22 protein-coding genes are annotated in these 25,423 nt (G+C 65.6%); 12 read left to right on the plus strand and 10 right to left on the minus strand.

Annotation, left to right across the window (positions count from 1 at the left end; translation table 11 throughout):
* Window positions 1–54 precede the first annotated feature (54 nt).
* Together EWH12_RS03615 and EWH12_RS03620 are read left to right on the plus strand one after the other, a co-directional pair.
* Window positions 55–924 carry a shikimate dehydrogenase gene (locus EWH12_RS03615; RefSeq protein WP_129925745.1) on the plus strand — a complete coding sequence of 290 codons (870 nt, stop codon included), beginning with the start codon at window positions 55–57 and terminating at the stop codon, window positions 922–924.
* 22 nt (window positions 925–946) lie between these two features.
* Window positions 947–2,812, plus strand: coding sequence for a bifunctional sugar phosphate isomerase/epimerase/4-hydroxyphenylpyruvate dioxygenase family protein (locus tag EWH12_RS03620; protein ID WP_242495944.1), 1,866 nt, complete (start codon window positions 947–949; stop codon window positions 2,810–2,812).
* A gap of 257 nt (window positions 2,813–3,069) precedes the next feature.
* On the opposite strand, the gene EWH12_RS22870 is transcribed toward EWH12_RS03620, so the two are convergent.
* The 4 genes from EWH12_RS22870 to EWH12_RS03640 all read right to left on the minus strand — a co-directional run bounded on the left by EWH12_RS22870 (window position 3,070) and on the right by EWH12_RS03640 (window position 9,833).
* Window positions 3,070–3,828 (minus strand): Ros/MucR family transcriptional regulator, encoded by a 759-nt coding sequence (locus EWH12_RS22870; RefSeq protein ID WP_129925746.1) that lies wholly within the window; start codon window positions 3,826–3,828, stop codon window positions 3,070–3,072.
* 219 nt (window positions 3,829–4,047) lie between these two features.
* Window positions 4,048–5,460, minus strand: coding sequence for an efflux transporter outer membrane subunit (locus EWH12_RS03630; RefSeq protein WP_129925747.1), 1,413 nt, complete (start codon window positions 5,458–5,460; stop codon window positions 4,048–4,050).
* Window positions 5,450–6,643, minus strand: a complete 1,194-nt coding sequence (locus tag EWH12_RS03635; RefSeq protein WP_066607945.1) for an efflux RND transporter periplasmic adaptor subunit — start codon at window positions 6,641–6,643, stop codon at window positions 5,450–5,452. Before EWH12_RS03635 ends, EWH12_RS03630 begins: the two co-directional genes overlap by 11 nt.
* Window positions 6,633–9,833 (minus strand): efflux RND transporter permease subunit, encoded by a 3,201-nt coding sequence (locus EWH12_RS03640; RefSeq protein WP_129925748.1) that lies wholly within the window; start codon window positions 9,831–9,833, stop codon window positions 6,633–6,635. Before EWH12_RS03640 ends, EWH12_RS03635 begins: the two co-directional genes overlap by 11 nt.
* Window positions 9,834–10,081: 248 nt before the next feature.
* Here EWH12_RS03640 and EWH12_RS03645 point away from each other — a divergent pair, with 248 nt between their 5' ends.
* Window positions 10,082–11,026 carry a LysR substrate-binding domain-containing protein gene (locus EWH12_RS03645; protein WP_129925749.1) on the plus strand — a complete coding sequence of 315 codons (945 nt, stop codon included), beginning with the start codon at window positions 10,082–10,084 and terminating at the stop codon, window positions 11,024–11,026.
* 114 nt (window positions 11,027–11,140) lie between these two features.
* Here the strand turns inward: EWH12_RS03645 and EWH12_RS03650 are convergent, their stop codons facing one another.
* Together EWH12_RS03650 and EWH12_RS03655 are read right to left on the minus strand one after the other, a co-directional pair.
* On the minus strand, window positions 11,141–12,076 hold the full coding sequence (locus EWH12_RS03650; protein ID WP_129925750.1) for an ROK family protein: 936 nt from the start codon (window positions 12,074–12,076) through the stop codon (window positions 11,141–11,143).
* A 145-nt stretch (window positions 12,077–12,221) separates the two neighbouring features.
* On the minus strand, window positions 12,222–13,082 hold the full coding sequence (locus EWH12_RS03655) for a LysR family transcriptional regulator (protein ID WP_129925824.1): 861 nt from the start codon (window positions 13,080–13,082) through the stop codon (window positions 12,222–12,224).
* Between the two features lie 88 nt (window positions 13,083–13,170).
* Here EWH12_RS03655 and EWH12_RS03660 point away from each other — a divergent pair, with 88 nt between their 5' ends.
* The 5 genes from EWH12_RS03660 to EWH12_RS03680 are packed head-to-tail and all read left to right on the plus strand — an operon-like array spanning window position 13,171 to window position 19,070.
* Window positions 13,171–14,316, plus strand: coding sequence for an isovaleryl-CoA dehydrogenase (locus EWH12_RS03660; RefSeq protein ID WP_129925751.1), 1,146 nt, complete (start codon window positions 13,171–13,173; stop codon window positions 14,314–14,316).
* Complete coding sequence (locus EWH12_RS03665) at window positions 14,313–15,914, plus strand: carboxyl transferase domain-containing protein (protein ID WP_129925752.1); 1,602 nt, start codon at window positions 14,313–14,315, stop codon at window positions 15,912–15,914. The genes EWH12_RS03660 and EWH12_RS03665 overlap by 4 nt, the downstream gene beginning before the upstream one ends.
* Window positions 15,915–15,920: 6 nt before the next feature.
* Window positions 15,921–17,783, plus strand: coding sequence for an acetyl/propionyl/methylcrotonyl-CoA carboxylase subunit alpha (locus tag EWH12_RS03670; RefSeq protein WP_129925753.1), 1,863 nt, complete (start codon window positions 15,921–15,923; stop codon window positions 17,781–17,783).
* A gap of 1 nt (window position 17,784) precedes the next feature.
* Complete coding sequence (locus EWH12_RS03675) at window positions 17,785–18,237, plus strand: MaoC family dehydratase (protein ID WP_066607961.1); 453 nt, start codon at window positions 17,785–17,787, stop codon at window positions 18,235–18,237.
* Window positions 18,234–19,070, plus strand: a complete 837-nt coding sequence (locus EWH12_RS03680; protein ID WP_129925754.1) for an HpcH/HpaI aldolase/citrate lyase family protein — start codon at window positions 18,234–18,236, stop codon at window positions 19,068–19,070. Before EWH12_RS03675 ends, EWH12_RS03680 begins: the two co-directional genes overlap by 4 nt.
* Here the strand turns inward: EWH12_RS03680 and EWH12_RS03685 are convergent.
* From EWH12_RS03685 to EWH12_RS03700, 4 genes are read right to left on the minus strand one after another with little or no spacing between them, the layout of a single operon-like run.
* A complete protein-coding gene (locus EWH12_RS03685) occupies window positions 19,051–19,401 on the minus strand; it encodes a dihydroneopterin aldolase (protein ID WP_066607966.1) in 351 nt (116 codons plus the stop codon). The two genes, EWH12_RS03680 and EWH12_RS03685, sit on opposite strands and share 20 nt — an antisense overlap.
* A 1-nt stretch (window position 19,402) precedes the next feature.
* Window positions 19,403–20,260 carry a bifunctional 5,10-methylenetetrahydrofolate dehydrogenase/5,10-methenyltetrahydrofolate cyclohydrolase gene (locus EWH12_RS03690; RefSeq protein WP_082679190.1) on the minus strand — a complete coding sequence of 286 codons (858 nt, stop codon included), beginning with the start codon at window positions 20,258–20,260 and terminating at the stop codon, window positions 19,403–19,405.
* 3 nt (window positions 20,261–20,263) lie between these two features.
* Window positions 20,264–21,121 (minus strand): formyltetrahydrofolate deformylase, encoded by an 858-nt coding sequence (gene purU, locus EWH12_RS03695; protein ID WP_129925755.1) that lies wholly within the window; start codon window positions 21,119–21,121, stop codon window positions 20,264–20,266.
* A 27-nt stretch (window positions 21,122–21,148) separates the two neighbouring features.
* Window positions 21,149–22,012 (minus strand): methylenetetrahydrofolate reductase, encoded by an 864-nt coding sequence (locus tag EWH12_RS03700; protein ID WP_129925756.1) that lies wholly within the window; start codon window positions 22,010–22,012, stop codon window positions 21,149–21,151.
* 369 nt (window positions 22,013–22,381) lie between these two features.
* On the opposite strand from EWH12_RS03700, the gene EWH12_RS03705 reads away from it, so the two are divergent.
* The 4 genes from EWH12_RS03705 (at window position 22,382) to EWH12_RS03720 (ending at window position 25,394) form a co-directional block, all read left to right on the plus strand.
* Window positions 22,382–23,341 carry a 2-hydroxyacid dehydrogenase gene (locus EWH12_RS03705; protein WP_129925757.1) on the plus strand — a complete coding sequence of 320 codons (960 nt, stop codon included), beginning with the start codon at window positions 22,382–22,384 and terminating at the stop codon, window positions 23,339–23,341.
* Window positions 23,325–24,110, plus strand: a complete 786-nt coding sequence (locus EWH12_RS03710) for a kinase (RefSeq protein WP_066607981.1) — start codon at window positions 23,325–23,327, stop codon at window positions 24,108–24,110. The genes EWH12_RS03705 and EWH12_RS03710 overlap by 17 nt, the downstream gene beginning before the upstream one ends.
* A 126-nt stretch (window positions 24,111–24,236) precedes the next feature.
* Window positions 24,237–25,076: an amidohydrolase family protein gene (locus tag EWH12_RS03715; protein WP_129925758.1), complete on the plus strand. Its 840-nt coding sequence runs from the start codon at window positions 24,237–24,239 to the stop codon at window positions 25,074–25,076.
* A 120-nt stretch (window positions 25,077–25,196) separates the two neighbouring features.
* Entirely contained in the window at window positions 25,197–25,394 is a 198-nt protein-coding gene (locus EWH12_RS03720) for a hypothetical protein (protein WP_066607988.1), read from the plus strand.
* Window positions 25,395–25,423: the final 29 nt, after the last annotated feature.

A 25,423-nucleotide genomic window follows, 5' to 3' on the forward strand; every position in this document is an offset into this window, starting at 1 on the left:
CTTGCGCTCGTTTCGGCGCGGCGGGAACGGCTCCTTCTAATCGGATCGCCACTCTTGACCCAATCCCGCTCCGTTCCGCGCTATCTCACCGGCCTGATCGGCCGGGACATTCAGGCGTCGCTGACGCCGCGCCTGCAGGAAAGCGAAGCGGATGCGCAGGGCATCCGCCTCATCTACCGCCTGTTCGATTTCGCGGCCGACGGCATGGACGGGTCGGACCTGCCGCGCCTGCTGGACGCGCTGCACCTCGCCGGCTTCGCGGGCGTCAACGTCACCCATCCCTATAAGCAAGCGGTCATCGCCCATCTCGACGAGCTATCGCCCCAGGCGGCGCAGATCGGTTCCGTCAACACCGTCGTCTTCCGCGATGGCCGTCGCATCGGCTACAACACCGACGTCACGGGCTTCGCGCAAAATCTCCGCTCCGGCCTGCCGCAGGGCGCCGCCATGACCCGCGTCGTCCAGATGGGCGCCGGCGGGGCAGGGGCGGCGACTGCCCATGCGCTGATGGACCTGGGCGTGGCGCAACTCACCCTGTTCGATTCCGACGCCACCCGCGCCACCGCGCTCTGTGATGCGCTCTGCGCCGTGCATGGCGCGGACCGCGCGATCGTCGGCCACGATCTGCCCGCCGCCATCGCCCAGGCCGACGGCATCGTCAACGCCACCCCCATGGGCATGGCCGTGCATCCCGGCTCGGCGATCCCGCGCGCCCTGCTCGAACCCCGGCTGTGGGTCACCGACATCGTCTATTTCCCGCTGGAAACCCAGTTGCTGCGCGAAGCCCGCGCGGCGGGCTGCACCACCCTCGACGGCAGCGGCATGACCATCTTCCAGGCGGTCGGCGCCTTCCATCATTTCACCGGGCGCACCGCCGATCCCATTCGCATGGGCGCCAATTTCCGCGCCGCGCTACAGGGCTGACCGACAGGGAGGAACGCACGTCATGAGCCTGCAATTCGGCATCGCCACCGTCTCACTCAGCGGCACGCTGGAGGAAAAGCTGCGCGCCGCATCCGCCGCGGGCTTTGACGGCGTCGAAATCTTCGAAAACGACCTGATCGCCTCGCCGCTGCGCCCGCGCGACGTCCGCGCGATGCTCGATGATCTTGGCCTGACCTGTATGCTCTACCAGCCCTTCCGCGATTTCGAAGGGATGCCCGGCGCCATGCGCCAGCGCGCCTTCGACCGCGCAAAGGCCAAATTCGACCTGATGGGCGAATTGGGCACACGCCACATCCTCCTTTGCTCCAATTGCTCGCCCCACGCGCTGGGCGAACGCAACCGCATCGTCGCCGACTTCCAGCAACTGGGCGATCTGGCCGCCAGTCACGACATCATCGTGGGCTATGAAGCACTCGCCTGGGGCCGCCATGTCTTCGACCATCGCGACGCCTGGGCGATCGTGGAGGCGGTCGATCACCCCCATGTCGGCATCATCCTCGACAGTTTCCATTCCTTGTCGCGCGGCATCCCCAGCGACAGCATCCGCGCCATCCCCGGCGACAAAATCGCCTTCGTCCAACTCGCCGACGCGCCTAAACTGGACATGGACCTGCTCTATTGGAGCCGCCATTTCCGCAACTTCCCCGGCCAAGGGGGCTTGCCGGTCGAAGCCTATGTCGCCGAAATATTGGCGACCGGCTATACTGGTCCCTTGTCGCTCGAAATCTTCAACGACCGTTTCCGCGGCTGGTCCGCAGACCTGATCGCCGCCGACGGCCTGCGATCGCTATGCCATGTCGAAGATGCCGCGCTGCGCCTGCTTGATCGCCCCACCGCTGCGCCGCCGCCACCCCATGTCCGCCCCGAATTTGTCGAGTTCGCCGTCAGCGACGCGGACGTCCCGGCGCTCGAAGCGATGTTCGGCTCGCTCGGCTTCACCCGCACCGGCATCCACCCGGCCAAGGCGGTCAGCCGCTGGCAGGCCGGATCGGTCAACCTCGTCATCAACGCCGAACGTCATGGTTTCGGCCATGATTTCCGCCTGGCCCATGGTCCCTCCATTTGCGCCGTCGGCCTCGTCGTGCCGGATCGCGACGCCGTCGCCGCGCGCGCCGCGCATCTGGGCATCCGCACGGTGGACGATAGCGACGCGCCGGGCAATCTCGCCTTCCCGGCGCTGCGCGGCATCGGCGGCAGCCTCGTCTATCTGATCGGGGAAGGGGAGGCCGCCGCCATGTGGGACGGCGAATTTACGCCCACCGGCGCGCCCTATGACGCATCCCCGCTCGCTATCGATCATCTCGCCGCGGTCGTCCGCATCGAGGAATATCTCTCCTGGCAACTCTATTGGCGCTCGCTCTTTGGCCTCCAGCAAAGCTTCCAGGCCGATGTCATCGACCCCTCCGGCCTGGTCCTCAGCCAGCCGCTCCAGTCGCCGGACGGCGCGCTGCGTGTGACGCTCAATGCCTCCGAGGCGCTCGGCACCTTGTCGTCGCGCTTCGTCGAACATAATCTGGGCGGTGGCTATCAGCATATTGCGCTGTCCACGCCGGACCTGCTGGCGACCGCCGGTCACATGGCAGGCAAAGACGCCGACATCCTGCCGATACCGCCCAATTATCATGAGGACATCGCCGCCCGTTTTGGTCTCGACGACCAGCGCATTGCGGCCCTGGCGCAAGCGAACATTCTTTACGATGCCGACGGCGTTGGCGAATATTTGCAACTCTACAGTCGCGCCTTCCGCAAGCGCTTCTTCTTCGAATTTGTCGAACGCGACCATTATCAGGGCTATGGCGCACCCAACGCCAGCATCCGCCTCGCCTCGCAGGAACGCTATAAAAACGCCGCTAACGACCCGGAATGATTGCGCGAATTAGAAGATGATGACTTTAACGCGAAGCGTTCGTCCTGAGTAGCCATTGAGCGAAGCCGGAGTCGGAGGCGACCGAAGGGCAAATGGCGTATCGAAGGATGCGCATGGGCGCGATGCTTCGATACGAGCCTTCGGCAAGCTCAGTCTCTACTCAGCACGAACGGATGGTGCGCAACCTAAAGTTATCACGCTCTAGCCGCACCCTGATCGCAACGCGCCGCCGGTCAGGACGGCGCGTGGCGCATTTTTCAGGACGCTGCGTCGGCGGTCTCGGCCTTGCCCGCCTTGATGCCCAGCTTCTTGCGCGGGCTTTTCGCCTTCACCGGCGTCGCCGCCGCGGGCGTTTCGACCGCAGGAGTCGGTGCCGCCGCCGTCGCCGCCTTGGGCTTGCGACCGGGCTTCTTGGCCGCGGGCTTCGGCGCTGCCTCTGCCTTCACCGCCTCTACGGCCGGAACGTCGGCGGGCTTCGCCGCCGCCTTGCTCTTGGCCGCCGCCACGACGCTCGGCTGCTTGCGGCTCGCCTTGGGCTTGGGCGCTGCTGCCTCGACCTTCGGCGCTGGCGCAACCGGCGGCGCTTCCGCAGCGGCGGCCGAAGCCGCGCGCGCCTGCGTGCCACGCTGGCCCAGCCCCAGCTTCTGCGCGACGGCGCGGCGCTGTTCGGAATAGGCCTGCGCCACCATCGGATAGGTCGCGGGCAAGCCATAGCGTTCGCGATACTCAGCCGGGGTCAGGCCGTGCGTGGCCAGATGCCGCTTCAGCGTCTTGTACGGACGCCCGTCGATCAGGCTCAAAATATGCTCGCGCGAAGCAATGCTTTTGCGCACGCTCACCGCCGGCACATGCTCGACCGTCTCCACTGGTTCAGGCGCAGTCTCCGCGATCAACGCGGCCCGCGTCGACTGGATCAGCGCCGCCAGATCCTCGCTGGCGACTATATTATTGGCGACATAAGCGCTCAACAACTGGACGGTCAGGCTCGTATAATCGGGCTGTTCGGTGTCGGCCATGGAAACATCCTATCCAGATAAGGTCGGGTCGCAGGCTTGACGGTCGGCTGGCCCGATGGACCTTGTGCCCTCGTCCGGCGCTTTTGTCAAAAATGCAGGGGCTGGCATAGTGTATCGGGCATCAAGTCACGGATGAAGACTGATCCACATCATCCTTGGCACAGTCCCCAACCCGACTTTGTCGATCCGATCAGACTTGGTTGCCGACATAATCGATCATCAGGCCGCGCCCGGCGATCCACCCAGCGCCTTGACCAATGCGATACTCGCCCGCATCCGCTCGATCTCTGCGCTCAGCAACGCGCTCTGCGCATCCAGCGCGTCGGTCTGGGCGGTGACCACCTCCAGATAGTCGGATGCGCCATCGCGATAGCGGGTGAAGGCCAGGTCGCTGGTGCGCTGCGCCGCCTGCGCCGCATCGCGCTGGTCGACCAGTTGCACCGACAGATGGCGCAGCGCGGCGATGCCGTCCTCTACTTGCCGGAACGCGCCCAGCACCGTGTCGCGATACAGCGCCGCCTGCTCTTCATATTCCGCGCGCGACAATCTGACCTGCGCCCGCCGCTTGCCGCCGTCGAACAATGTCAGCGCCGCGGCCAGCGGTCCTAGGCCCCACACGCTGTTGGACGCATTCAGCAACGACCCGTGCGTGGCCTGCCAACCACCGCTCAGCCCCAGCGTGACCGAAGGGAAGAACGCCGCCCGCGCCACACCGATCCGGGCATTATTGGCGAACATCCGCCGCTCGGCCGCCGCGACATCGGGCCGCCGCTGCAACAGGGTGGACGGCGCGCCGGTCGGAATGGCGGGCGCGCTCAGCGTCTGCACCCGCGTAGGAATCGAAAAGTCGGAAGCGACCGCCCCGGTCAGCGCCGCCAGTTCATGCTCGGTCGCGGCGCGATCATTCGCCACCGCCGAAATCCGCGCCTTGGCGTTGCTCAACGTCGTGCGCGCGCGATTGACGTCGATGCCCGACGCGATCCCGCCCTCATGCCGCGTATCGGTCAATTGATAGGCGCGCTCGAAAGCCGCCACCGATCGGTGGAGCAGGTCCGCCTGCGCATCCAGACCGCGCAGCCGCGCATAGGCGTCCGCCACCGCCGCCTGCAAACTCAGCCGCGCCGCCGCCAGGTCGGCCTCGCTCGCCTGCGCGTCCGCGCGCGCGGCCTTCACGCTGTTGCGGATGCGGCCCCACAGGTCCAGCTCATAGTCGATCGCCGCGCCGACCGAAAAATCATTATAAGTCCGCGCATCGCCATTGCCCTGGAATCGGTTGCCCGACACGCGCTGGCGCGCGGCATCGCCGCCCACGCTGACGGTCGGGATCAGGTCCGACCCCTCGACCCGCGCCACCGCGCGCGCCTGGTCGTACCGCGCCAGCGCCGCCGCCAGCGTCGGGCTGGCCGCCTCCGCCCGCACCTCCAGGTCGTTCAGCACCGGGTCGCCGAACGCTTCCCACCACGCCCCGCGCGGAGCCGTGTCCATCGGCGTGGCCTGGGTCCACCCCGCCATCTCCTTATAGGCTTGCGGCGCGGCGATCTGCGGCGGCTGATAGGCCGGCGCCATCGAACAGCCGCCCAGCAGCGCCAGCCCCACACTGGCCCCCGCGCGCCATATGGCCCTAACTGGCATGGGCCGCACCCTTGCCGCCGCTCTGCACGCTCACCTTGTCGCCCGACTGGATCGAATCCGGCGGGGAATCGATCACCCGCTCGCCGGGCCTGATCCCGCTCGCCACCAGCACCGTCGCGCCTTCGTCGCGGGCGATGCTGATCGGCCGCACGGTCACGCGGCTGTCGCGGCCGACCACGGCGACGGTCGGACCGTCATTGCCGTAGAGGATAGCACTACCTGGCAAACTCAATCCATTGCCGCTCCCTTGCCCGACATCGAAGCGGACCTGGGCGAACGCGCCCGGCTTCAACGCCCGGTCGGGATTGGCCGCCTGCAATTCGACCAGCACCGCGCCCGACTGCGCATCGACTGCGCCGGCGCTGCGCGTCATCGTCGCGGTAAAGCTGCGGCCGGGAAATTCCGGCAGGGTCAGCGCGGCCGGCATCCCGACCTTCACCTGCGACGAATAGCCCTGCGGCACGCGCACATAGATGCGCATCCGGTGGATGTCGGACACGGTGAACAAAGGCTGCGACGCGGCATTGCCCGCCACCACCAGCGCGCCGATCTGCGCCGACCGGCTCGTCACCACCCCGTCGAAGGGCGCGGCGAGGCGGGTGAAGCCCTGCAGCGCGCGCAGCCGCTTCACATTGGCCAGCGCCGCATTGGTCACCGCCGATCGCGCGGCCAGATCGCCATTTTTCTCGTCCGATTCCTGCTTCGACACCGCATCCTTGGCCAGCATCACGGCCCAGCGCTTGGCGGTCGTGTCGGCCAGGCGCTGCTGCGCAAGCGCCGTCTGGTAATCGGCCTGCGCGGCGGCGAGTTGCTGATCGATCTCCGGCGCATCGAGCACCGCGAGCGACTGGCCCGCCCGCACATTGTCGCCGATATCGGCCAGCCAGCGGCTGACATAACCGTTGGTCCGCGCATAGATGGCGGCGCTGTTATAGGCCTGGACATTGCCCGGCAGCACCAGCGCCCCGCCCTTGGCGTCGCTTTGCGGCGACACGATCGCGACCGACGGGATCGCCGCCTTTTGCGCCGTATCGCGCAAATCATTGGTCGCGCCAATCCGGGTCGTCGCGCCGATCGCCACGACCGCCAGGGCGATCACGCCCGCGCCGATCCCTACGCGCTTCAGCGTCCGGCTGTCGGGACCGCTGGCGGTCAAATCTTGGGGGGGCTGGCTATCCTGCATGGCTGGGCTGCATTTCCATCTGGGGATCGGTGGCTTTTTGGCGGCGGTGGACGAAGGCGAAGATGACGGGCACGAAGAAGAGGGTGGCGATGGTGGCGCAGACCAGCCCGCCGATCACGGCGCGGCCCAGCGGCGCATTCTGCTCGCCGCCTTCGCCCAGGCCCAGCGCCATCGGCCCCATGCCGATGATCATGGCCAGCGCGGTCATCAACACCGGGCGGAATCGCACCAGCCCCGCCTCCATCGCCGCCTTGGTCGCGTCGCCCAGTTCGGCCAGCTTCTCCCGCGCGAAACTCACGACCAGGATCGAATTGGCGGTGGCGACACCCATGCACATGATCGCGCCGGTCAGCGCCGGGACCGACAGGGTGGTGCCGGTCACGAATAGCATCCACACGATTCCGGCCAATGCGGCGGGCAGGGCGGTGATGATGACGAAGGGATCGACCCAGCTCTGGAAATTGACGACGATCAGCAGGTAGATCAGCACGATCGCCCCCGCCAGGCCCCAACCCAGCCCCGAAAAGGCGGTGTTCATCGTCGCATATTGGCCGCGCATGGTGACGGTCGCGCCCTTGGGCACTTCGTTCTCCAGCGACTTGATCGCGGCGTTGATGTCGCCCGCCACCGCGCCCAGGTCGCGACCCTGCACCGTCGCATAAATGTCCAGCACCGGCGCGATATTATAGTGCGACACCACCGGCACGGTGCTCGACCGCGCGATCGTGGCGAGGCCACCCAGAGGCTGCACCGCGCCATTGCTCCCCGCGGCGGCCGACACGGGCACATTGGACAGGTCGCTGATCGATCCCACCAGATATTCGGGCGTCTGCGCGACGACGGGATAGGACACCCCGCTTTTGGGATCGACGAAGAAGACGGGCGCGGTCTGCGCCGTGCCTGCCAGCGAACTGGCCAGGCTGGTCGTCACGTCCCGCTCGGTCAGCCCATATTGGCTCGCGCGCGACCGGTCCACATCGACGTTCAACTGCGGCGACCGGCCCGGCTGCTGGATGCGCGCATCGGCCAGGCCGGGGATGGTCGCGATCTTGGCCAACAGCTTCCGCGCATAGGCGCGGTTGGCCGCCGCATTCTTGCCCGCGATCTGGATATCGATCGGCGCAGGCGCGCCGAAATTCAGGATCTGGCTGGTGATGTCGGCGGGCAGGAAGGAAAAGCTGGTGCCGGGGAAACGGCGCGGCAATTGCTCGCGCAGCAGGCCGACGATCGCGTCGGTCGGGCGATGGCCGTGCTTGAGCGCGATCATCATGTCGCCATCCTGCGGGCCGATCGTGCCGCTATTATTATAGACGGTGTTGATGGAGCTGACCGGCAGGCCGATATTGTCGGTGATGGCGTCCAGTTCGCGCGCGGGCACCATCTCCTTCACCGCGGCGGCGATCCGCTCGAACCGCGCGGCCGTATCCTCGATCCGGCTGCCCACCGGCACGCGGACATGCATGGCGATCTGGCCCGAATCCACCGCCGGGAAGAAATTGCTGCCCAGCATGGGAAGCAACCCGAAGGACAGGAGGACCAGCCCCATGAACCCCAGCAGGAAGGGCTTGCGCGCATTCAGCGCCCGGCGCAGCAAACCCATATAGCTATGGCGGATCGCCTCGAACCGCCTCTCGAACGCGCGCTGGAACCGCACGAAGATGTTCCGCGATGTCGCATCGCCCGCCATATGGGCGTCGCCATGGTCGACATGGGGTTTGAGCAGATACATCGCCATTGTCGGCACCAATGTCCGCGACAGGATGAAGGACGCGATCATCGCGAACACCACCGCCAGCGCCATCGGCACGAACAGGAATCCCGCAACGCCGGGCAGGAAGAACATCGGCACGAACACGATACAGATGCACAGCAGGGATACGAAAGCCGGCGTCACGATCTGCGCCGCGCCGTCCAATATGGACTCCACGACCCCCTTGCCCTGTTCCAGATGCCAGTTGATATTCTCGATCGTCACCGTGGCGTCGTCGACCAGGATGCCGACCGCCAGCGCCAGCCCGCCCAGCGTCATGACGTTCAGCGTCTGGCCGAACATCGCCAGCGCCGCGACCGCCGCCAGGATGGCGAGCGGAATAGACAAAGCGATAATGACCGTCGATCGCCACGATCCCAGGAACAGCAGGATCATCAGCGACGTCAGCGCCGCGGCCAGCGCGCCTTCATGGATCACGCCCTCGACCGCCGCCTTGACGAAGATCGACTGGTCGCCGATCATCAATATCTTCAGGCTTTCGGGCAGCGTCGCGCTGATCTTGGGCAGCGCTTCCTTCACCCCGTCTACGATCGCCAAAGTCGACGTCGCGCCATTCTTCAGCGCGGTCAGCAGCACCGACCGCCGCCCTTCGACATGCACCACATTGGTCTGCGGCCCGTTGCCGTCGCGGACATAGGCGATGTCGCGCATATAGATGGTCGCGCCGTTCACCACCTTGACCGGCAGGTCGTTCAGCGCCTCGATCGTGCCGGGCGCATTGTTCAGCCGCACGCTATATTGGGTCGCGCCGATCTTGACGAAACCAGCCGGGTTGATCTGGTTCTGCGCGGCGATCGCGGCGCCGACATCCTGCGCGGTCAACCCCTTGGACTGCAGCGCCACGGGATTGAGGTCGATCTGGATCTGCCGCTGCTTGCCGCCCGACGGATAGGGCATGGCCAGGCCGGGAATGGTGACCAGGGGCGGACGGATCTGGTTCTGGCCCAGGTCGAACAATTGCTGTTCGGACAATCCCTTGCCCGACAGCGCCAGTTGCAGGATCGGCACGGTCGATGCGCTATAGTTCAGGATCAGCGGCGGCGTGATCCCCGGCGGCATCTGGCGCAACACCGTCTGCGACACCGACGTCACCTGCGCTGTGGCGGTGCGAATGTCGGCGCCGGGCTGGAAATAGATTTTTACGATGCCGATGCCCTGCATCGACTGGCTCTCGATATGCTCGATATCGTTGACGGTCGTGGTCAACACCCGCTCATAAGGGCCGATGATCCGGTTGCTCATATCTTCGGGCGGCAAGCCGGAATATTGCCAGGCCACCGCGATCACCGGAATGCGGATATTGGGGAAGATGTCGACCGGGGTGCGGATCGCCGCCATGATCCCGACGATCGCGATCAATATCGCCATGACGATGAAGGTCAGCGGTCGATGCAGCGCAACCTTGACGATACCGATCAAACCAGAACTCCCGCCTTCATCGCGCCGACGCCTGTCGCCGGATGCTTGATGCCGCGCCTCTCCGCCCGAAATCGCCTGCAAGGCACAACGGGAACCGGCGGCCAAACCGCCATGCCGTCCCTGTCCTGTTCTGCGGAGCGGCCGGATTTAGTTTCGAAACGCCACCCTTGGTCCGGCCTATGCGCAGTTGTTTCTTTCCTGTCCAATATCTAAACAGGCTTGATTGATATCTACAAAGACTTGATCCAATGGACCTGAGACATTTACGCTATTTTCTCTGCGTTGCCGAAGAGATGCATTTTGGCCGCGCCGCCCAGCGCTTGCGCATGTCGCAACCGCCGCTCAGCCAGCAAATCCGCGCGCTGGAGCAGGAACTGGGCGTCCGCCTGTTCGACCGCACCAGCCGCCGCGTCGCCCTGACCGAAGCGGGCCAACTTTTCATGCCCGAAGCGCGCAAGACGCTGGTGCAGGCGGATCATGCCGCGCAGGTCGCCCGGCGCGCCCAAAGCGGCCATCTGGGCCGGCTTGCTCTGGGCTTCACCGCCTCGGCGCCCTTCGTTCCGCAGATCGCCGATGCGCTCTATGATTTCCGGCGGCGTTTCCCGCAGGTCGATCTGCGCGTGCAGGAACAGGGGCGGGACCATCAGGTCGCGCTGATCGAACGCGGGGATCTCGACATCGGCATTATCCGCGGCGTCGCGCCGCCCTCCCTGCCGGCCGGCCTCAGCGCCACCTGCTTGCTGGAGGAGGATATGCTGCTCGCGCTGCGGCAGGATCATGCGCTGGCCCGGCGCGACGCCGATCCGTCCATCGCCGACCTCGCCGGCGTCCCCTTCGTTCTCTACGCCAACACCAGCAGCGCCGATTTCAACGATCATTTCTTCGCGCTGTGCGACCAGGCGGGGTTCAAGCCCAGCATCGCCCTGGAAGTCGGCAGTTTCGCCACCCTGCTCGGACTGATCGCCGCCGGTTTCGGCGCGACCATCTTATCCCGCTCGCTTTCGCGCCTGCATGTCGACAAGGTGATCCTGCGCCCGCTCTTTCCCCCTGTCCGCACGCGCCTGTGGATGATCCATCGCGACGACCCGCCACCCACCGCCCGCGCCTTTCACGACGCCATTCTTCGCGCAGCAAATGGACAAAATGGGGACAATGATGACATCATGCAAGTTATTGAAAATAAAGAGAAATAGGAGATTTCCCGATCGACGCGCTTTGAGCGTTCGAAAATATATCATTTATATTCAATGGCTTATACCGAAAATCCGATGTGAAATCGCGCTGCAGCTGTCGCACTCGCTGTCGCATCAGCGCCAACTGGCATCCGCCAAAGCATCCATCGCCAGCGCCACCGCGCCCAGCGGCCCGGCCTGATCGCCCAGCGCCGGCGGTCGCACGATCGCGCCGATCGTGTCCTCCGTGACGAAGGGCAAATAACCCGCCAATTGCGCCACCACCTTGGCCCGCACCCGGTCCAGCAAGTCGGCCCGACCCACGCCCACGCCCCCGCCGATCAGCACCTGCCGCGCCGCCATGGTCAATAATATCGTGCCGACCATCTGCGCCATATCATGGGCGACATCGTCCCAGCGCGGATCGTCGGCGGCGATCAGATCGCCTGGCACGCCGAACCGCTCCGCCAGCGCCGGCCCGGACACCAGCCCCTCAATACAGTCGCCATGAAAGGGGCAGACGCCCGCAAAAGCATCGCCCGGCGCCCGGCGGGTCAAGATATGTCCCAGTTCCGGGTGCATCGCGCCATGCAACGGCTTGCCATGCAACGCGAAACCCGCGCCCAGCCCGGTGCCGATGGTGATATAGCACAGGCAATCGGATGGCCCCCCGCCTTCCGCTTCCTCGCCTTCCGCTCCAGCCCCCCAGCGCATTTCGGCCAGCGCCGCGCCGTTCACGTCGGTATCGATCGTCGCGGGGCAGGGCAGCACCCCCGCCAGCGCCCCATAAATATCCGCGCCCGTCCAGCCCGGTTTGGGCGTCGGCAGCATATGCCCGAAATCCGCCGCCGCCCGGTCCAGCCGCAGCGGCCCGAACGACGCGATGCCGAGCGCCTCGAAAGGCGCCGCCTCATGCCAACGCCGCAGCAACGCCGCGCCGGCGCCCAGCGTCTCGGCGGGCGTCGTGGTGGGGATCATCACCCGCTCGACAATCTCCCGCCCCCGCGCCCGCAGCACGAACATCTTGGTCCCGCCCAGTTCGACACCGGCCAGATCGGGCGCGGCGCTCATGCGGTGACGCTTTGGAGGGTGGGAAAGGAAAACATGATGCGCCACGCCCCGAAAAGAAAAATCCCGCCCCTCATAGGCAAGCGCGTCTGGTCCTTCCAGTTCCCGCTCGAAGATGACTCATCAAACTGCCGATCGGCAAAGCCCTTCACCCCCGTTCCCCGAACGCCGCCGCCAGAGCGCGCAGCAGCCCATGGTCCGCCACGCCCTCGTCCGCCAGGATGAAGCCCAGTGTCCGCCGATGGTCGAACCCTGCCAGCGGCACATGCGCCACATCGGCGCTGCGATAGGAGTCGGGCATCACCGTCACCCCCATGCCCGCGCCCACCATCTGCAACGCCCGCTCGTCATTGGTCGTGCGCAGCGAAAAATGCGGCCGCACCCCGCGCTCCAGAAAATGGCGGCTGGTCTGCGACAGCAATTCGCAATGCCGCCGCACGATCATCGCCTCGTCGCGCAGATCTTCGGCATCGACCTGCGCCCGGCCGGCCAGGGGATGGTCGGTCGCCATGACCATCGCATAGCCTTCCTCTCCCACCACAAGCTGCGCCAGCGCCTGCGCGCCCGGTCGCAGGATGGTGAGCGCCGCGTCCAGTCGATCGCGCGCCAGCATTGCCGACAATTCCCGCTCGCTGGCAAAGGCGATCTCCACCGGCCCGCCGCCGCCCGCCCGATAGGCGCGCGCCGCCCGCGCCACCAGGGCGCCAGATATGCTGCTCAGCACGCCGACCCGCACCGGCCGCGCCTGCGCGGTATCGGCCATCGCCCCCAGCGCGGCATTGAACTCCCGTTCGATCCGCCGGGCATGGGTCAGGAAGCGGGTGCCGGACTCGGTCAATTGCACCCGCTGGTTCGTCCGGCTGAACAGTTGTCGCTGCAGCGCGTTCTCCAGCTTGGCGATCCCGGCCGACAGCGTGGGCTGCGACACGTTGCAATGGATCGCCGCGCGGGAGAAATTGCCCTGGTCCACCACCGCCAGGAAATAGCGGAGAAGATAGCGTTCGATCATAGCTTCCATCTATACACTGATATGCAACTGTCAATTTTCCAGCCGCACCGGCCCGCGCTATGATCGAACCAACAGGAGAGAGACGCCGATGACCGATTTCGATTTTGCGCTGGGCGACAATGCCGACATGATCCGCGACAGCGCCGCCCGCTTCTCGGCCGACCGCATCGCCCCGCTCGCCGCCGAAATCGACGCGAAGGACTGGTTTCCGCGCGAATTATGGCCGGCTATGGGCGAACTCGGCCTGCACGGCATCACCGTGTCGGAAGAAGATGGCGGCCTGGGCCTGGGTTATCTGGAGCATGTCGTCGCGCAGGAGGAGGTCGCCCGCGCCTCCGCCTCCATAGGTCTCAGCTATGGTGCCCACTCCAATCTCTGCGTCAACCAGATCCGCCGCTGGGGCAATGCCGAACAAAAGGCGAAATATCTCCCCAAGCTCATCTCCGGCGATCATGTCGGCTCGCTCGCCATGTCGGAGGCGGGCGCCGGCTCCGACGTCGTCTCGATGAAGCTGAAGGCGGAAAAGAAGGGCGACCGCTACATCCTCAACGGCACGAAGTTCTGGATCACCAACGCGCCTTACGCCGACACGCTCGTCGTCTACGCCAAGACTGGTGAAGGCTCGAAGGGCATCACCACCTTCCTGATCGAAAAGGACATGAAGGGCTTTTCCATCGGCCAGAAGATCGACAAGATGGGGATGCGCGGCTCCCCCACCGCCGAATTGGTGTTCGACGATTGCGAGGTGCCGGAGGAGAATATCATGGGGCCGCTCAACGGCGGCGTCGGCATATTGATGTCGGGCCTCGACTATGAACGCACCGTGCTGGCGGGCATCCAGCTCGGCATCATGCAGGCCTGCCTCGACACCGTCTTGCCCTATATCCGCGAGCGCAAGCAGTTCGGCAAACCGATCGGCGCCTTCCAACTCATGCAGGCCAAGGTTGCCGACATGTATGTCGCGCTCAACTCGGCCCGCGCCTATGTCTATGCCGTCGCCCGCGCCTGCGATTCCGGCAAGACGACCCGCTTCGACGCCGCCGGCGCGATCCTGCTGGCGTCCGAAAATGCGATGAAGGTGGCGCTGGAAGCCGTGCAGGCGCTGGGCGGGGCGGGCTATACGAAGGACTGGCCGGTCGAACGCTATATGCGCGACGCCAAGCTGCTCGACATCGGCGCCGGCACCAACGAAATCCGCCGGATGCTCATCGGTCGCGAGTTGATCGGCGCATGACCGCCCCCGTCCTCGACACGAGGCTCGCCGCCGATAGCGAGGCCTTCCGCGCCAACGCCGCGCACAACCGCGCGCTCGCCGAAGAGCTGCGCGCCAAGGTCGCCGCCGTCGCCCAGGGCGGCTCCGCCACCGCCCGCGACAAACATGTCGCGCGCGGTAAACTCCTCCCCCGCGATCGCGTCGAACGTCTGCTCGATCCCGGCTCGCCCTTGCTCGAAATCGGCCAGCTCGCCGCCAATGGTCTTTATGGCGACGAAGTCCCCGGCGCGGGCCTCATCGCCGGCATCGGCCGGGTGTCGGGCCGTCAGGTGATGATCGGCTGCAACGACGCCACGGTGAAGGGCGGCACCTACTACCCCCTCACCGTCAAGAAGCATCTGCGCGCGCAGGAAATCGCGCTCGAAAACAACCTCCCCTGCATCTATCTGGTCGACAGCGGCGGCGCGAACCTGCCCAACCAGGCGGAGGTCTTCCCCGATCGCGATCATTTCGGCCGCATCTTTTACAATCAGGCGAACCTGTCCGCGCGCGGCATCCCGCAAATCGCCTGCGTCATGGGCAGTTGCACCGCGGGCGGCGCCTATGTCCCCGCCATGTCCGACGAAACCGTCATCGTCCGCAACCAGGGCACCATCTTCCTCGCCGGCCCGCCGCTGGTGCAGGCCGCGACGGGCGAAGTCATCAGCGCCGAAGATCTGGGCGGCGGCGACCTGCACGGCCGCAAGTCGGGCGTGGTCGATCATGTCGCGCAAAGCGACGATCATGCGCTGACCATCGTCCGCGACATCGTCTCGACGCTCCAGCCCGATCGCCAGCCCGACCTCAACCTGCGCGACCCCCGCCCGCCGAAATATGACGCCGCCGACCTTTACGGCATCATCCCCAACGACGTCCGCGCGCCTTATGACGTGCGCGAAATCATCGCGCGCCTCGTCGACGGCAGCGAGTTCCACGAGTTCAAGGCGCTCTACGGCACGACGCTCGTCTGCGGCTTCGCCCATATCTGGGGGATGCCGGTCGCGATCCTGGCGAATAACGGCGTCCTCTTCAGCGAAAGCGCCCTGAAGGGCGCGCATTTCATCGAACTCGCCTGCCAGCGCCGTATTCCCTTGCTGTTCCTTCAGAATATCTCCGGCTTCATGGTCGGCGGCAAATATGAGGCGGAGGGGATCGCCAAGAACGGCGCGAAACTCGTCACCGCCGTCGCCACCGCGCAGGTGCCCAAGATCACCGTCCTGATCGGCGGCAGTTTCGGCGCAGGCAATTACGGCATGTGCGGCCGCGCCTATGGCCCGCGCTTCCTCTTCACCTGGCCCAATGCGCGGATTTCCGTGATGGGCGGCGAACAGGCCGCCAGCGTCCTCGCCACCGTCCACCGCGACGCGGGTCAATGGAACGCAGAGCAGGCAGAAGCCTTCAAAGCCCCGATCCGCCAGCGTTTCGAGGATGAAGGCAACCCCTATTACGCTACCGCCCGCCTGTGGGACGACGGCGTCATCGACCCCGCCCAGACCCGCGACGTCCTCGGCCTCGCCTTCGCCGCCACGCTGAACGCGCCAGTCCCCGACCGCGCGCAGTTCGGCATTTTCAGGATGTAATGCGGAATGATCCAGTCCCTCCTCATCGCCAATCGCGGCGAAATCGCCTGCCGCATCATCCGCACCGCACGGGCGATGGGCATCCGCACGGTCGCGGTCTATTCGGACGCCGACGCCAACGCACTCCACCTCCGCGACGCCGACGAAGCCGTCCATATCGGCCCATCCCCGGCGCGCGACTCCTATCTGGTCGGTGAAAAGATCATCGCCGCCGCCAAAGCCACCGGCGCGCAGGCGATCCATCCGGGCTATGGCTTCCTGTCCGAAAACGCCGCCTTCGCCCAGTCGGTGATCGACGCGGGCCTCATCTGGGTCGGCCCCAACCCGTCCAGCATCACCGCCATGGGCCTGAAAGACGCCGCCAAGAAGCTGATGCAGGATGCCGGCGTCCCGACCACGCCGGGCTATCTGGGCGACGACCAGAGCCTCGAACGCCTCACCGCCGAAGCCGACGCCATCGGCTATCCCGTCCTGATCAAGGCGGTCGCCGGCGGCGGCGGCAAGGGGATGCGCAAGGTCGACAGCCCCGCCGACTTCGCCGACGCGCTCACCTCCTGCCGGCGGGAGGCCGCGTCCAGCTTCGGCAACGACTCCGTCCTCCTCGAAAATTGGATCACCAACCCGCGCCATATCGAGGTGCAGGTCTTCGGCGACAGCCACGGCAATGTCGTGCATCTGTTCGAACGCGACTGCTCGCTCCAGCGCCGCCACCAGAAGGTGATCGAGGAAGCCCCCGCGCCGGGCATGACCGACTTCACCCGCGCCGCCATCTGCGATGCCGCCGTGCGCGCGGCCAAGGCGGTCGACTATGTCGGCGCCGGCACGATCGAGTTCATCGCCGACGGATCGGCGGGCTATATCAAGCCCGACCGCGTGTGGTTTATGGAAATGAACACGAGGCTTCAGGTCGAACATCCGGTGACGGAGGAAATTACCGGCCAGGATCTGGTCGAATGGCAACTCCGCGTCGCATCGGGCGAACCGCTGCCGAAGAAGCAGCATGAACTCTCCATCAACGGCCACGCCATAGAAGCGCGCCTCTATGCCGAGGACCCGGCCAAGGGCTTCCTGCCCTCCACCGGGACATTGGAGCAATTTGAACTCGACGCCAATGTGCGTATCGACAAAGGCGTCTATCAGGGCGCGCATATTTCGCCCTATTATGATCCGATGATCGCCAAGATGATTGCGCATGGACGGGATCGTGAAGAGGCACGGGAAACGCTGGCCTATGCGCTGGGCCGCAGCGTCATATGGCCGCTTCGCACGAATGCCGCTTTTCTCATCAATGCGCTGGATCATCCGGACTTCATCGCTGGAACGATGGACACCGGCGTCATCGAGCGGGCAGGCGACATGCTGATCTCGCCCATCATGCCTTCGGACGAAGCGCTCTCGCATGTCGCGGAGCGCTACGGGCGTCAGGCTCTGGCCGGGTTCCGACTAAATGCGCGGCCGCAGCAGGACGTCATGCTCGCGGCCAACGGCCAGCTATTGCCAGCGCATATGCCGATCCTTGATTATGTAGATCAGCAGCCGCTTGCTGGTCCAATGGAATCGCCCACTGTCTCCTTCATGACTGACGAAGGCCAAACCTGGCAGATCGGGCCGATGCGCGTATCGGGCAACGCCGCCGCCGCGGCTTCCGACGGCGCGATCCTCTCCCCCATGCCTGGCCGCATCATTGCGGTCGCGGTGGCGGCGGGCGACAGCGTGACCAAGGGGCAGAAGCTGCTGACATTGGAAGCCATGAAGATGGAACACAGCCTCGTCGCTCCATTCGACGGCGTCGTCGCGGAACTCAACGCGGCCGAAGGCGGGCAGGTCAGCGAAGGCGCGCTGCTCGCGAAAATCGACAAGGAACAATAGGGTGGCAGGCAGATATTTCGACCAGTGGCGCATCGGCGATAGGATCGTCCACGACATCCGCCGCACCGTGACGGAGACGGACAATCTCCTCTTCACGACGATGACCCATAACCCGCAGCCCCTGCATCTCGACGCCGAAGCCGCCAAAGCCAGCGAATTCGGCCAGATTCTCGTCAACGGCACCTTCACCTTCGCGCTGATGGTCGGCCTGTCGGTGGGGGACACGACGCTCGGCACGCTGGTCGCCAATCTGGGCTATGACAAGCTCGTCATGCCCCATCCGGTCTTCATCGGCGACACGATGCGCTGCGAAACGGAAGTGACCGATCTCAAGCCCAGCCGTTCCCGCCCCGGCGCAGGCATCGTCACCTTCACCCACCGCCTGCGCAACCAGCGCGACGAAATCGTCTGCCAATGCCTGCGCATGGCCCTGCTCAAACGATCCGACGCATGACGCTGCGCTCGCTGCTTTTCGTGCCGGGGGACCGCCCCGATCGCTTCGCCAAGGCCGCCGCCAGCGGCGCCGACGCGCTGATCCTCGACCTGGAGGATTCGGTCGCACCGGAACGCAAGGCGCAGGCGCGCGCCGCCGTCGCCGACTGGCTGGCGGGCGATCGGACGATCCCCGGCTTCGTGCGCGTCAATCCGCTCGACGGCGACCAGACCGTTGCCGATCTCGCGGCGGTCCTGCCGGGTCGTCCCGACGGCTTGGTCCTGCCTAAGGCGGAGGGCGCGGCCAGCGTCAGGGCCTTGCTGGCGCTGATCGGCGATAACCCGCCGCCGATCCTGCCGATCGCGACCGAAACGCCCGCCGCGATCTTCCAACTGGGCAGCTACGCCGCGACGACCACGCATCTCGCCGGCCTGACATGGGGCGCCGAAGACCTGCCCGCCGCGATCGGGGCAGCGACCTCGCGCGAAGCTGACGGCCGCTACACGCCGCCTTATGAAATGGTCCGCGCGCTCACCCTGTTCGCCGCCCATGCCGCCCATGTGCCCGCGATCGAAACCGTCTTCCCGCGCATCGATGCGCCCGATGCCCTGGCCGATTATGTCGCCCGCGCACGACGCGACGGCTTCACCGGCATGATGGCGATCCACCCGGCCCAGGTCGCGACGATCAACACGGGCTTCACCCCGACAGCCGACGAACTGGCCCATGCGCGCGCAATCGTCGCCGCCTTCGCCGCCAATCCCGGCGCGGGCGCGTTGCAATTGGGGGGAAAGATGATCGACCGGCCGCACCTCAAACAGGCGCAGCAAATAATCAGTCGCGGCGGACGATAACCTCGACCCCCGCCAAACCCCGCGTCAGGGCGAAGGGCTTGTCGACATTGACGCAGGCCTCCACCACGCCCGGCCAGCCCAGGCATTCCTCACCCAGTCGGTGGGCGAATGTCTCGATCAGCGGGATATGCACTTCTGACAGCGCCTCGGCCGCGCGCACGATCCGCCGATAATCGATCGTCTCGCTTATCCCCTCGACTGCGCCGCCCGACAGCAGCAACTGGACGGTGATGACCAGTGGCTGGCGACGGCCGATCTCGTCGGGATTGATGCCGATGTCCGCCAGCAGCGGCAGGTCCTTGACCCGGACCTTGGTGGCGACGGATGTCATATCAGGCTATGCTCCTCTGTGCGGCCAGCACCGTATTGCTCAACAGGCAGGCGATGGTCATCGGCCCGACCCCGCCCGGCACCGGCGTCACCGCCCTGGCATGGTCCAGTTCATGGGTGGCGCAATCGCCCACGATCCGGCTGGCGCCATCATGGTCCACCACCCGCGTAATGCCGACGTCGATGACGACAGCGCCGGGCTTGACCCAATATCCGCGCACCAGATGCGGCGCGCCCGCCGCCGCCACGATCACATCGGCGGCGCGCGCGATATCGGGCAGGTTGCGCGTTTCGATATGCGTGACCGTCACCGTCGCCTCCCGCTCCAGCAACAGCATCGCCACCGGCTTGCCGACGATGTTGGACTTGCCGATCACCACCACGTTCAATCCGCGATAATCGTCGATCACGCTGTCGAGCAGCATCATGATGCCGAGCGGCGTGCAGGGCACCAGACCCTGCGACCCGGTCGACAGCCGACCGACATTAACGGGGTGGAAGCCATCGACATCCTTCGCCGGTGCGATGCGATCCAGCACCCGCCCGGCATCGATGCCCGAAGGCAACGGCAACTGCACCAATATGCCATGTACCGCCGGATCGCCGTTCAGCGCGTCGATCATGTCAAGCAGCGCCTGTTCGCCGCAATCGGCGGCCATGCGCTGCTCGATCGATCCCATGCCGACCTTGCGGCATTCGCTGATCTTGCGCCGGACATAGATGTCGCTGGCCGGATCGCCGCCGACCAGCACGACCGCTAGCGTCGGGTCGATCCCGTCCGCCTTCAACTGCGCGACCTCTTGGGATGTCCGTTCCGATAGCACGCGCGCCATCGCCCGCCCGTCGATGATGTCGCGCACGGATCAGCCCCGGAAGACGACGGTGCGCGCCTTGTTCATGAACACCCGGTCCTGCAAATGCAGCCGCACCGCTTCGGCCAGCACCCGCCGTTCGATGTCGCGGCCGCGGCGCACCAGTTCGTCGGGCACGTCGGCATGGCCGATCATCTCGACATCCTGATGAATGATCGGGCCTTCGTCGAGGTCGGCGGTCACATAATGGGCGGTCGCGCCGATCATCTTGACGCCGCGCTCATAGGCCTGGTGATAGGGCTTGGCGCCCTTGAAGCCGGGCAGGAAGCTGTGATGGATGTTGATGCAACGCCCCGACAGGAAACAGGCCAAATCGTCGCTCAGTATCTGCATATAGCGGGCCAGCACCACCAGGTCCGCGCCGGTGTCGGTCACGACCTGCTTGATCTGCGCTTCCTGGGCGGATTTGGTGTCCTTGGTCACCGGGAAGTGGAAAAAGGGCATGTCGCCGATCAGCGAGGTGTGCAGCACTTCGCGCGGATGGTTGGAGATGATCCCCACCACGTCCATCGGCAGTTCGCCGATCCGCTGGCGATAGAGCAGGTCGCCCAGGCAATGGTCCCATTTCGACACCATCAGCACGACTTTCTTGGGCGTGGCCTGGTCCGCCATCGACCAGTCCATGCCCGCTTCGGCGGCGATCGGGGTGAAACCCTCGCGCAGCGCGTCGAGCGTCTCGCCCGCGCCGGGCTTGAACGCGACCCGCATGAAGAAAGTGTTGTTCATCGCGTCGTCAAACTGCTGCGCGTCCACGATATTGCAGCCATGGGCGGCCAGATAGCCAGCGACCTTCGCCACCAGGCCGGGCTTGTCGTCACATTGCAATCGCAGCGTATAGATAGTCGTCACGTCAATCCTCCCACTTGTCCGTCTGCGTCAATGCGCGCGGGCATAGTCGTTGATCCAGGCGACCGTCTTTTCCAGGCCGCCAAAGGGGTAAAAATGCAGTCTTATGCGCCCATGCTCCTCGCCCAGCGACCGTTCGAACGTCTCGACCAATTTGTCGGGACCAGCGGTGCCGAGCAGCTTCGTAATGGAAATACCATATTTTGCGAGCACGGAAGCGGACGCGCCGACGCCGCAGCGCGCGGCGAAGCGCATCAGCGTCTTGATGCCCGCCGGCCCCGGCACGCCGATACGCACCGGCGCTTCGATCCCACGCGCGCGCAACTCCGTCAGCCAGACCAGAACCGCGTCGGCATCGAAGACAAATTGCGTCACGATCAGCGGCGCCATGCCGCGGCGCTCGATCTCGGTGCATTTGTCGAGCAGGACCGACCAGCATTGGTCCGGCGTCATGTTGGGATGGCCTTCAGGATGGCCGCCGATGCCGATGGCGCGGATGCCCGCCCGTTCGAACGCGCCGCTGCCGATCAAGGCGCTGCTGTCGGCATAGGGGCCTTCGGGTTGCGAAGGGTCGCCCGCGATCACGAAACAGCGCCGCACATCCGCTTCGGCCACGGCCGCCGCCAGATAATTCTCGAACTCGTCGGTCGATGTGATCCGTCGCGCCGAAAAATGCGGCATGGGTTCAAAGCCCAGACTGCGGACCAGCTTCGTCGCGGCGATCCGGGCGGCGAAATCCTCGCCCGGCAGGAAAGTGACTGCAACGGGCGTTTCCGCCGCGATGGACGGCGCTGCTTCGCGCAGCGATTCCACGTCCTTCGCCGTCATTTCCAGCGAATAGCCATCGACCATGTTGACGGGTGGCCGTTCCCAGTTCGGATGAATGACCGGCATATCCTATCCCCTTCAACCTTGCCTCTCGCGACTCTTTCTAGAGCATCGGTTTAAATTCGCATAGATGAAATTTTCATAAATACGAAATTGCATGAACATCTGTCTTAATGGCGTTTTCGCGGTTGTCCTCGCAGAGCTTGCTCCGCCGGCGGCGAACGTCCATCATCCTGGCCCCCATGGCGTCATCGTTATCCTTCCTTGCGGCACGCTCTTTGCGCCGCCGCGGGGGAGGAGCGAGCCGGCGCGGCGCGCCCATGTGGAAGGAGACGAGGTGCGGTTTGACTACGATGAACTGGGAACTTTGGTGGATCAAGTAATAGCGACCGATCGAGGCGAGCCGATGCTCTACCCTGCGCTGCGAGGCATGTTATGAGCGCAGGCCCCCGCATCCTTCTCACCCGCCGCTGGCCGGCCATGGTCGAACAGCGACTGGCCGCATCTTATCATGTGACTTTCAATGAAGACGATCGGCCGATGGACGCGACGGCGCTGGCTCAGGCGATGCGTGATCATGATGCGCTATGCCCGACCGTCACCGACCGAGTGACGCGAGACGTGCTGCTGACGCAGGGACGACGGGCGCGGATCGTCGCCAATTATGGTGCGGGTTACGACCATATCGACCTCGACGCCGCGCGCGGAGCAGGGCTGGCCGTCACCAATACGCCCGACGTGCTGACGGACGCGACCGCCGACATCGCCATGACCCTGATGCTGATGGCGATGCGCCGGGCCGGCGAGGGCGAACGGGAATTGCGCGCAGGCGACTGGAGCGGCTGGCGGCCGACCCATATGATTGGCCAGTCGCTGGATGGAAAGCTGTTGGCGCTGGTCGGTTTCGGCCGGATCGCCCGCGCGGTGGCGAAGCGGGCGCAGGCCTTTGGGATGCGCGTCGCCTATCACAGCCGGCGTCCGGCGGCGGATATGCCCATCAACGCCTATTTCGCCGATCTGGGCGCGCTGGCGCAGCAGGCGGACGTTCTGTCGCTTCACGCGCCGGGCGGCGTGGAAACGCGACATATGGTCGACGCCGCGCTGCTGGCGCGGATGCCGGCCCATGGCGTGCTGGTGAATACCGGGCGCGGGTCGTTGGTCGATGAAGCCGCGCTGGCGCAGGCCTTGGCGGCGCGGCGGATCGCGGCGGCGGGGCTGGATGTGTATGAAGGCGAACCGCAGGTGCATCCCAGCCTGATCGCGCTACCCAATGTCGTGTTGTTGCCCCATCTGGGCAGCGCGACGATCGAGGCGCGCACCGCCATGGGGATGAAGGTCGCCGACAATCTCGACCGTTTCTTCGCCGGCGAGCCGCTGCTTGACCCCGTCGCTTGACCGGATCGCGGCGGCGACGCGGGCGTGGATTGCGGCGAGCGACGGGCCGCTGATATTGGGCCTGTGCGGCGCGCAGGGGTCAGGCAAGTCGACGCTTGCCGCCGGCCTGCAGGCGGCGATGGAGGCAGAGGGGTGGCGCACCGCGATCCTCTCGCTCGACGATCTTTATCTGAGCGGCGCGGCGCGGGCGCAATTGGCCGCGGCGGTGCATCCGCTGCTGCGCACCCGCGGGGCGCCCGGCACCCATGATGCGGTGCGCGGCATCGCAATATTGGATGAGGCTAGGGCCGGTGAAACGCTGCTGCTGCCCCGTTTCGACAAGGGGCGGGACGAACCGTTCGCGCAGGATGAAGCGGCCGGGCCGGTCGATCTGCTGATCTTCGAAGGCTGGTGCGTCGGCGCGCGGCCGCAGGCGAAATCGGCGCTCGTCGCACCGATCAATGCGCTGGAGCGAAACGAAGACTCCGACGCGGTCTGGCGGCGTCATGTCAACCGCCAGCTTTGGGGCATCTATGCCGAACTCTTCGCCCGCATCGACAGGCTGGCCTTGCTCGCCGCGCCGGACTTCGGCGTGGTGCGCGACTGGCGCGACCAGCAGGAAGAGGCATTAAGGGCCAGCAAGGCGATCGGCGCGATGGACGCCGCGCAACTCGACCGTTTCGTGCAGCATTATGAGCGGCTGACCCGGCATATATTGGCGGAGATGCCGGGCCGCGCTGATCTCACCCTGTTCCTAGACCATAACCGCCAGCCAAAGGCGGCATCATGATCAAACCCGTCCCCGCTCGACTGTCGCGACGCGGCCGATCATGCTGTGTGAATTGTTATGCCTATAGGAAAAACAAGGTTCGGATATGATGGGAATGACGAGAACCGGCCTGCATGAGGTCAAGGCGTGAGGCGACCGCGCATAGTGGATTCGCACCAGCATTTCTGGCGGATCGGCGGTCCGGGGCAGGTTTGGCCGGATGCCGATTTGCCCTTGCTCCACCGCGATTTTCTGCCCGATGATCTGCGTGCGGCGACGGTGGGGATCGATCTTGCGGGCACCATATTGATCCAGTCGCAGCCCGACGATCGCGATACCGACTGGATGTTCGAACTCGCGGAGAACGATCCGCTGGTGCTGGGCGTGGTCGGTTGGGTCGCGCTGGAGGCGGACACCGCGCCGGCGCGGATCGCCCAACTGGCCGCCTGGCCCAAATGCGTCGGGCTACGCCCCATGCTCCAGAGCATCGAAGACAGCGACTGGATATTGCGGGCCGATCTTGCCCCGGCGATCAAGGCGATGCTGGCGCAAGGCCTGCGTTTCGACGCGCTGGTTCAACCGCGTCACCTGCCCGTTCTCGCCCGCTTCGCCGAGCGCTGGCCCGATCTGTCGATCGTGATCGACCATGGCGCCAAGCCGCCCGCGTCGGACCATATACTCGACCCCTGGCGGGGCGAACTGGCCGTTCTCGCCCGCTATCCCAATATCTGGTGCAAGCTGTCGGGCCTGCGCACCGAACAGGCGTCGGGTCAGGCGGCGGACGCACTCGCCCCCTTTGTCGCGCATATCCTCGCCTGTTTCGGCGATCGGACGATGTGGGGCAGCGACTGGCCGGTGCTACTGCATAGCGGCGATGCGTACCAGGACTGGATCGATCTTACGGCGCGGCTGGTAGGCGATCTGGACGCGATGCAAAACACAAGGCTGTTCGAAGGCGCTGCGCGCGCCTTTTACGGCCTTGCATGAAGAATGTGGGGCTGGATTTCGGCGAACCGGGTTTCGGGGCCGTGGCGATCGACAATGCTATTGCGCGATTCTGGACGGCGCTGCGTGCGCTTATGCCGACCTTTATTGGAGCCTGACGCCATGACCCAGTCGAACGTCCGCAAACTTGTGCGCGATCGCCTGGCGGCGGGGACCGCCAGCAGCGGCCTGGCGAATCCCGATACAGTCGTAGATCCCGGCGCCATCGCATCGATGCTCGCGCAGATCGAAGGCGACGACCGCATCGGCATCCTCGACTCCCGGCCGCGCCGCGCCACTGTCACCCGACTGGGCGCCTGACCGGCCCGATAGGTTTTCCAACATCGCCA

It is taken from the genome of Sphingobium cupriresistens (assembly GCF_004152865.1).
Taxonomy (GTDB): Bacteria; Pseudomonadota; Alphaproteobacteria; order Sphingomonadales; family Sphingomonadaceae; genus Sphingobium; species Sphingobium cupriresistens.

Coding starts and splice junctions, on each gene's coding strand:
- EWH12_RS03620 (WP_242495944.1), top strand. CDS start 947: ATGAGCCTGCAATTCGGCATCGCCACCGTCTCACTCAGCGGCACGCTG.
- EWH12_RS22870 (WP_129925746.1), bottom strand. CDS start 3,828: ATGGCCGACACCGAACAGCCCGATTATACGAGCCTGACCGTCCAGTTG.
- EWH12_RS03630 (WP_129925747.1), bottom strand. CDS start 5,460: ATGCCAGTTAGGGCCATATGGCGCGCGGGGGCCAGTGTGGGGCTGGCG.
- EWH12_RS03635 (WP_066607945.1), bottom strand. CDS start 6,643: ATGCAGGATAGCCAGCCCCCCCAAGATTTGACCGCCAGCGGTCCCGAC.
- EWH12_RS03645 (WP_129925749.1), top strand. CDS start 10,082: ATGGACCTGAGACATTTACGCTATTTTCTCTGCGTTGCCGAAGAGATG.
- EWH12_RS03650 (WP_129925750.1), bottom strand. CDS start 12,076: ATGAGCGCCGCGCCCGATCTGGCCGGTGTCGAACTGGGCGGGACCAAG.
- EWH12_RS03655 (WP_129925824.1), bottom strand. CDS start 13,082: ATGATCGAACGCTATCTTCTCCGCTATTTCCTGGCGGTGGTGGACCAG.
- EWH12_RS03660 (WP_129925751.1), top strand. CDS start 13,171: ATGACCGATTTCGATTTTGCGCTGGGCGACAATGCCGACATGATCCGC.
- EWH12_RS03665 (WP_129925752.1), top strand. CDS start 14,313: ATGACCGCCCCCGTCCTCGACACGAGGCTCGCCGCCGATAGCGAGGCC.
- EWH12_RS03670 (WP_129925753.1), top strand. CDS start 15,921: ATGATCCAGTCCCTCCTCATCGCCAATCGCGGCGAAATCGCCTGCCGC.
- EWH12_RS03680 (WP_129925754.1), top strand. CDS start 18,234: ATGACGCTGCGCTCGCTGCTTTTCGTGCCGGGGGACCGCCCCGATCGC.
- EWH12_RS03685 (WP_066607966.1), bottom strand. CDS start 19,401: ATGACATCCGTCGCCACCAAGGTCCGGGTCAAGGACCTGCCGCTGCTG.
- EWH12_RS03700 (WP_129925756.1), bottom strand. CDS start 22,012: ATGCCGGTCATTCATCCGAACTGGGAACGGCCACCCGTCAACATGGTC.
- EWH12_RS03705 (WP_129925757.1), top strand. CDS start 22,382: ATGAGCGCAGGCCCCCGCATCCTTCTCACCCGCCGCTGGCCGGCCATG.
- EWH12_RS03720 (WP_066607988.1), top strand. CDS start 25,197: ATGACCCAGTCGAACGTCCGCAAACTTGTGCGCGATCGCCTGGCGGCG.